The organism is Microcystis sp. M169S2, assembly GCF_020245865.1.
GTDB lineage: Bacteria > Cyanobacteriota > Cyanobacteriia > Cyanobacteriales > Microcystaceae > Microcystis > Microcystis ichthyoblabe_A.
The window spans coordinates 1-6,684 of sequence record NZ_JADBUB010000255.1 but is presented as its reverse complement, the minus strand read 5'-3'; the positions used below and the strand labels follow the sequence as shown (position 1 = coordinate 6,684).

Below are 6,684 nucleotides of genomic sequence, written 5' to 3'. Positions count from 1 at the left end.
TGGGAGTGATCAGGGGGAAAATTGAGGTACTTTTTCCCTGAAAATTAGGTAGTTGACCACCTGAAAATCGGTAAAACCCTACACCCCACACCCCACACCCCACACCCTACCCCCAGGAAAAACTTTTTCAGCAGACCCTATATAGTTTTGTTTTTGACCACGATGACCATTTTTATTGATGTGGTCACTTTTACATTCTGGACATTTCATCGTTTTTTTTCCTTCATTGAGTTTCTATCTATTTTGCCTTCTCATCTCTTTGTCTGACAACGCCAGAGATTTTTAGTTTCTGGCGATCTCTAGTTCCACAGGAATTTCTTTCTGAGCAGACTGTAATTAGGGTTTGCGGCAAAAAGCTTTTCCTGGGGGCAGGGTGTGGGGTTTTACCGATTTTGAGGTAGTCAGTTACCTAATTTTCAGAGAAAAAGTCCAGGAATTTTCCCCCCGATCCCTCCAATGGTCGGCACTTTTTGAGGAAAAAAAGTTTAAAAGCCTTATCCAACAAGGTTTTTAGATTTATTCAGCAGCCCCTAATTATAGGCTTGTTTAAGTGATGACAAGCTAATTATCCTCTAGTCCTTGGTAAAAACTAATTAATAATTATTCTCAATTATTTAAGGCGATTACTCTAGCTGCGATCCAAGATTCATGCTGAAAAGCCTTGATTTTCAAAGGCTAAACCGGCTAAAAATACTAATGTATTAAAGTATACCGAGCAACTGTAACAATTCTTAACTTGACTTTATTGAGAATTATTCTAGACTAAGACTTAAAGCTTATTGCATATTATTATCAATAAGCTTGGTTCTATTTTCGTTAAAAGATGCCATGCAGACCTACGATAATCCTCAGATCGAATACGACTGGTGGGCAGGAAATGCCCGTTTTGCCGATAAATCAGGCTTATTTATCGTTGCCCACGTTGCCCAAGCTGCTTTAATCGCTTTTTGGGCAGGAGCCTTCACCTTATTTGAAATTTCCCAGTATCGCCCCGATATAGCCATGGCAGAACAGGGCTTAATTTTACTGCCGCACCTGGCCACTTTAGGCTTTGGAGTCGGAGAAAAGGGGCAAATCATCGATATCTATCCCTTTTTCGTGATTGGCTCAATTCATCTGATTTCTTCGGCAGTTTTGGGAGCAGGAGCCTTATTTCACCTGTTAAGAGTCCCAGAAACCCTGAAAGATTCCTCTGGTCTGGGGAAAAAATTCCATTTCGATTGGAGTGAACCCCGACAATTAGGAGTTATTCTCGGTCATCACCTGCTCTTTTTAGGTATAGCTGCATTATTATTAGCGGCCAAAGCTATGTACTGGGGGGGATTATACGACGCAACTATCGGCGCTGTCCGAGTCGTTAGTGAACCAACCCTCGATCCTTGGGTTATCTATGGCTATCAAACCCACTTCGCTACTGTGGACAATCTCGAAGATTTAGTCGGTGGTCATATCTACGTCGGTTTAATGTTAATTGGGGGCGGTATCTGGCATATTATCGTTCCCCCGCTCAAATGGGCGAGAAATGTGCTGATTTTCTCTGGAGAAGCCATTTTATCCTATTCTTTGGGCGGAATTGCCCTAGCTGGTTTCGTGGCCGCCTATTTCTGTGGGGTAAATACCCTCGCTTATCCAGTCGAATTTTACGGGCCAATTTTAGAAGTGAAGTTAGGAATTGCTCCCTACTTTGCCGACACGGTGAAATTGCCCTTCGGAGTACATACGGCGCGCTGTTGGTTAGCTAATGCCCACTTTTTCCTCGCTTTCTTCTTTTTACAAGGTCATCTCTGGCACGCTTTACGCGCGATGGGTTTTGACTTTAAACGAGTAGAAAAAGCCTTAAATGCCATAGAAGCTTAGTTTTTCGGGAAGATTAGGATAAATTGTCGCTTTTCCTAATTTTCCCCTCTGATAAATCTTTCTAACTTTCCATTATGCCTTACTGTGCCTGTTGTAACACCAAATTGCTGCATCACATTGGACGCTCTCGCTCTTATTGGTACTGTAGTTCTTGCCGGCAGGAAATGCCAGTTTCAGAGGGAGAAAGCTGTAATCAGGGGCTTTATTCCCTATCAAGGAGAATTAAGGGTTAAACTCACTTATTTCGCAACAAGGACAAATTTTATGGCAAAAATTGGCTTATTTTTTGGCACGCAAACCGGCAAAACCGAAACGGTGGCGGAAATGATTCAGAAAGAATTTGGAGGTGAGGCAATTGTAGAATTACACGATATCTCCTCCGCTTCTACCGAGGATTTTGCCCCCTACGATGCCCTGATTATCGGTTGTCCCACCTGGAATATCGGCGAATTACAAAGCGATTGGGCGGGTTTTTTCGATGAATTGGATGACATTGATTTCGTCTCCAAAAAGGTCGCTTATTTCGGGATGGGGGATCAAATCAGTTATGCGGATAACTTTCAAGATGCCCTGGGGATATTGGAAGAAAAAATCTCCTCCCTGGGGGGTAAAACCGTCGGTTATTGGCCCGCCGAAGGTTACGATTTTAACGAGTCGAAAGCCCTAAAAAATGGCAAATTTGTCGGTTTAGCCCTCGATGAAGACAACCAATCCGATTTAACTGAACAACGGATCAAAACCTGGGTCGCGGGACTTAAGGGCGAATTTGGCGTTTAGTTAGCTATCAATCAGTTATCAGTTATCAGTTATCAGTTATCAGTGAATAGTATTAAGTGGCTAGTTCGCAGCTTTCTTTTCACCAATTACTGATTACTGTTTACTGATCACTAAAAAATCCCCTATCTCCTTGATTAATATGTCTCGATTACCTGATGCAGTTTGGATTAATGTTAACCCCAGTTTTCGCCGTTTTGATCGCCCGGTGTTGGATTGTTTAGCCAGGGAAATTGCGATCGCTGATTGGCAATACTGTCAATCTCTTGATCAGCCAGCTTCCCTTGATATCGCCTTGGTCTTACTACAAGATTACCTGAAACAATGCGATCGACCGCTGCATTTAGTCGGCCACGGCACGGGGGGATTAGTAGGATTACTGTATGCGCGTCGTTATCCAGAAAGGGTGAAATCCTTAACTTTGCTCTCTGTGGGAGTCTATCCGGCGATCGATTGGCAAGCTCATTATTATGTGCTATCAAAATTACTGCCTTGTTCTCGTCAAACTCTGCTAAATCAATCGGTTCAGAATCTTTTTGGTCATCAATCCTGCGCTTTAACCCAAGAATATCGCTATCTCTTGGAACAGGATTTATTATTGTCCCTTTCTCCCCATAATCTCTATCAGAATGCCCATTTCGCCCCGGGGACAGTTCCCGTACCCCTGTTAGTCTGTGGGGGAGATATCGATACGATTATCGATCGGCATTTATTGCAGGGATGGCAACCCTGGTTAAAGTCAGGCGATCGCATTTGGAGTTGTCACAAAGGGCGTTATTTTTTCCACTATTCCCACCCCTACAGCGTCAGTCAAGAGATTTTTAGTTTCTGGCGATCGCTAATCCGACAGGAATTCCTTTCTGAGCAAACTGTAATTATTCCTTAATTGACAAAAATCGAGATTTATGTTAAGGCTAATACCGCTCTTTTGTCCGATCGCAATCTGGATAACGCTGCTGTTCTTTTTTACTGCTCTTTTTCTTGCTGTTGCCCAAGGACGCCGGCAGTTGCAAAAGCTGCATCGAATTCCCTGTAGTCGCTGTGTTTTTTGTACTGGAGATTATCGCTTGAAATGTGCGGTGCATCCAATGCGCGCTTTTTCGGAAGAGGCGATCGATTGTCGGGATTTTGAGCGAGAAATTCAGGAAAATCGGAAAATGGGTTTCTTCAAGAAACCTGTTTTCTCAGTTTCTTTTCTCGTGATCATAACCTGGATTCTGGCTGTTAAGTTGAGAATATCGTCGGTAATCCCTGTTTTTAAAACGGGGAGACTTCCAGTTTGAGCGGTAAGCTATCAGCGTTGAGCTTGCCGCTAGAGGATTTGAGCGCATTTTTCTCTCAGACATCAGCCCTCCTTTGCTAAAATGATAATCATTATCACTTTAACTGGCAATGGTCAATCAAATTAAGTCCCCCCGAGCAGAAAGCCCCGTTATCGAGGAAGATTCGCAAAAAATAGTAAAAATACGCCATACTTGCGCCCATATCTTAGCGATGGCTGTACAAACTCTCTTTCCTGAAACCAAAGTCGCTATTGGTCCCTGGACAGAAACGGGATTCTACTACGATTTCGATCGCCCAACACCCTTTACCCCCGAAGATTTGGAGAAAATAGCGGCAGAAATGGGGCGAATTATCGGGAAAAACCTGCCAATTATCCGAGAAGTGCTGGAAAGAAGCGAAATTGCCGCAGAAATCGAGCGCCTTAATCAACCCTACAAAAAGTTAATTTTAGAGAGAATTCCCCCAGATGAAACCATTACCCGTTATTTTATCGGTAGTCCGGACGCAGGACGGAGCGATCGAGAACCCTCGTTAATTGATGGTGCTGTTTCTCCCCCGGAAGAATTTTGGTGGGATCTGTGTGCAGGACCCCATCTCAACTCGACGGGGGAAATTAACCCAGATGCTTTCGCCTTGGAGAGTGTAGCGGGTGCTTATTGGCAAGGAGATGAAAAACAGCCGCAATTACAGCGAATTTACGGCACAGCTTGGCAAACCCCCGCAGAATTACAAAATTATCTCCAACAAAAAGAAGAAGCGCAGCGACGAGATCATCGCAAATTGGGACAACAATTAAAATTATTTAGCATCCAAGAAGATGCCGGTGGCGGCTTAGTTTTTTGGCATCCCCGGGGTGCAACAATGCGTTATTTAATCGAAGATTATTGGCGCCAAGCTCATTTAGAAGCGGGTTATCAATTTCTTTATACTCCCCATCTAGCTAATTTAGATCTGTGGAAAACTTCTGGACATTGGGACTTTTATCGCGACAATATGTTTGAGGCGATCGAGTTAGAACAGCAAAGCTATCAAATTAAGCCGATGAATTGTCCTTTTCATGTTTTAACCTATCAAAATGACCTGCATTCCTATCGAGAATTTCCCCTCAGATGGGCAGAATTAGGCACAGTTTATCGTTACGAGCGATCGGGGGTTTTACACGGATTAATGCGGGTAAGAGGTTTTACTCAAGATGATGCTCATATTTTTTGTTTGCCCGAACAAATTGCCGCAGAGATTCTAGGAGTTTTAAATTTAACCGAGAAAATTATCTCCGATTTTGGCTTTACTAATTATGAGGTAAATTTATCGACTCGTCCCAGTAAATCCGTGGGTAGCGATAGTGTTTGGGAATTGGCAACCGCAGCTTTAATTGAGGCCTTAAATGCTAAAAAGTGGGATTATATTGAGGATCAGGGAGGTGGGGCTTTTTATGGTCCAAAAATTGATATAAAAATTCAAGATGCGATCGGTAGAATGTGGCAATGTTCCACGATTCAGGTCGATTTTAACTTGCCAGAACGCTTTGATATGCAATATGTCGCTAGGGATGGTACTCGGGAAAGACCGATTATGATTCATCGAGCTATTTTTGGCTCTTTGGAAAGATTTTTTGGTATTTTAATCGAGAATTATGCGGGAGATTTTCCTCTCTGGTTAGCACCTATTCAAGTCCGTTTATTACCCGTTAGTGATGAACAGCAGCATTATGCTTTAGAGATAGCAGTGCAGTTAAAACAAGCTGGTTATCGAGTGGAAATCGATAAAAGTGGTGAGCGTTTAGGCAAACAAATTCGTACAGGAGAACTAGAAAAAATCCCTGTCTTAGCTGTGATTGGAAAACGAGAAGTTAGCAGTAAAACTCTAAGTGTTCGCACTCGACAAGGGGGTGATTTAGGTTCGATGACGCTGGCAGATTTATTAGAAAAAATGCAAACGGCGATCCTATCTAAAACTAATCTCTGAAACTTTTGTATAAACCAGCAATTAGTGGATATCGATCCCCTCCAAGCGAATTTAACAGGGTTGAGAAAAGCCTATTTTCTGCCAATTAATTAACTTACAAGTGGGTTAGCTGCCATGAGTTCTTTGATAATTCCCCTCTCCGATTCCCTCCCTTGTTTACCTAAATCAGGAATGCCTGTGACGATTATTACTGGTTTTTTAGGGAGTGGAAAAACCACCTTACTCAATCATATTCTTGACAATAAAGAAGGGTTAAAAGTTGCCGTCTTAGTCAATGAGTTTGGGGATATTAATATTGATTCTCAATTGCTTGTTTCCATCGATGAAGATATGGTAGAATTGAGTAATGGCTGTATTTGTTGTACGATTAATGATAGTTTAATTGAGACAGTCTATCAGGTCTTAGAAAAAGAAATACCCGTGGACTATCTAATTATTGAAACCACAGGATTAGCCGATCCTTTGCCAATTATCCTCACTTTCTTAGCCACGGAATTAAAATATCTGACTCGCTTAGATTCTATTATTACCATCGTGGATTCTGAAACCTTTACTGCCGATCATTTTGATAAGATCTCTTGCATAAGTCTAGACAAAATAGGATAAAATAGTCCAAGAGTTAAGATTGAAAGATGACTTACGAACAAGTAAAAACTTTAAAGCCAACAGAGTTCAAACGCTTGTGTGGCGTGTATCCAGATACATTTAAGGATATGGTAACAGTCCTAAAGGCAGAAAAAGTTTGGCAAAAAAAGACAGGTAGACCTAGCAAATTGAGTACGGAAGACCAACTACTAATAACAT

General features: G+C 42.1%; 4 protein-coding genes and 1 pseudogene. All 5 read left to right on the top strand.

The annotated features are described in order from the left end of the window. Positions 1–828: 828 nt before the first annotated feature. Positions 829–1,857 (top strand): chlorophyll a/b binding light-harvesting protein, encoded by a 1,029-nt coding sequence (locus tag IM485_RS22195; RefSeq protein WP_287745605.1) that lies wholly within the window; start codon positions 829–831, stop codon positions 1,855–1,857. Positions 1,858–2,121: 264 nt separating this feature from the next. Beyond that, on the top strand, positions 2,122–2,634 hold the full coding sequence (gene fldA / locus IM485_RS22190) for a flavodoxin FldA (RefSeq protein ID WP_104397494.1): 513 nt from the start codon (positions 2,122–2,124) through the stop codon (positions 2,632–2,634). A 139-nt stretch (positions 2,635–2,773) separates the two neighbouring features. Beyond that, positions 2,774–3,517 carry an alpha/beta hydrolase gene (locus IM485_RS22185; protein ID WP_287745603.1) on the top strand — a complete coding sequence of 248 codons (744 nt, stop codon included), beginning with the start codon at positions 2,774–2,776 and terminating at the stop codon, positions 3,515–3,517. 506 nt (positions 3,518–4,023) lie between these two features. Then, entirely contained in the window at positions 4,024–5,880 is a 1,857-nt protein-coding gene (gene thrS, locus IM485_RS22180) for a threonine--tRNA ligase (protein ID WP_104397491.1), read from the top strand. A 114-nt stretch (positions 5,881–5,994) separates the two neighbouring features. Continuing rightward, positions 5,995–6,483 (top strand): annotated as a pseudogene (locus tag IM485_RS22175) (CobW family GTP-binding protein); the annotation flags it as partial. Positions 6,484–6,684 lie beyond the last annotated feature (201 nt).